Source organism: Nocardioides terrigena, from assembly GCF_003047265.1.
Lineage (GTDB): Bacteria > Actinomycetota > Actinomycetes > Propionibacteriales > Nocardioidaceae > Nocardioides > Nocardioides terrigena.
On record NZ_PZYY01000080.1, the window covers coordinates 1 to 511 of the forward strand.

1 protein-coding gene is annotated in these 511 nt (G+C 47.7%); it reads right to left on the bottom strand.

The features are described 5' to 3' along the window. Window positions 1–144 precede the first annotated feature (144 nt). A partial coding sequence (gene rpsC / locus DAE25_RS22960; protein ID WP_107768571.1) for a 30S ribosomal protein S3 occupies window positions 145–511 on the bottom strand: 367 nt, incomplete at its 5' end.

The window sequence follows — 511 nt, forward strand, 5'->3', positions numbered from 1 at the left end:
CGAGCTGTTAAACGGCAGCGACCAACTGCTTTTAAACCGAATGTACCGAAGCTCACTTCTGTACCGCCCGCGATACCACGGTTACGGCCTTTGTGTACTTTACGGAATTTTGTGCGTTTTGGTTGTAACATTCAGTGATTCTCCTTATTTACGACCTTTGCCACGTGGCGCCTTTTTAGGCTGTGCCGCTGGTTCTTTTTCAGATTCAATCACTGCAGCCATACCACCGAGGATTTCACCTTTGAAGATCCACACTTTCACGCCGATTACACCGTAAGTTGTGTGAGCTTCCGCAGTGTTATAGTCGATGTCTGCACGAAGTGTATGTAATGGCACACGGCCTTCACGATACCACTCTGAGCGAGCGATTTCTGCACCACCTAAACGACCGCTAACTTCAACTTTGATACCTTTAGCACCTAAACGCATTGCGTTTTGTACCGCACGTTTCATTGCACGACGGAACATTACGCGACGTTCAAGTTGAGAAGCGATGCTATCTGCGACTAAT